Source organism: Secundilactobacillus pentosiphilus (assembly GCF_002217985.1).
GTDB lineage: Bacteria > Bacillota > Bacilli > Lactobacillales > Lactobacillaceae > Secundilactobacillus > Secundilactobacillus pentosiphilus.
This window is the reverse complement of sequence record NZ_BCMI01000084.1, coordinates 1-228: the sequence shown is the minus strand read 5'-3', so window position 1 is coordinate 228 and position 228 is coordinate 1. Positions and strand designations below refer to the sequence as shown.

The 228-nt window shown below is 48.7% G+C and carries 1 protein-coding gene; it reads left to right on the top strand.

Annotation, left to right across the window (positions count from 1 at the left end; all coding sequences use genetic code 11):
* On the top strand, positions 1 to 228 hold a 228-nt coding region (locus CES81_RS13150; RefSeq protein WP_180949825.1), incomplete at both ends, for a MucBP domain-containing protein.

Below are 228 nucleotides of genomic sequence, written 5' to 3'. Positions count from 1 at the left end.
CGGTCACTTACGTTTACACCAAAGATCCAGTAGCTGGTGGTAACGTCACGGCGAAGTATGTTGATGAAAATGGGAATCCAATTGCCGACGACGTCGTTTCCTCTGGTAATGTTGGTGATCCATACTCAACCACCCAAAAGGATGTGCCGGGCTACACCTTTAAGGAAGTCCAAGGCAACCCAACGGGGAGCTTTACGGATCAAGATCAGACCGTAACCTACGTTTACA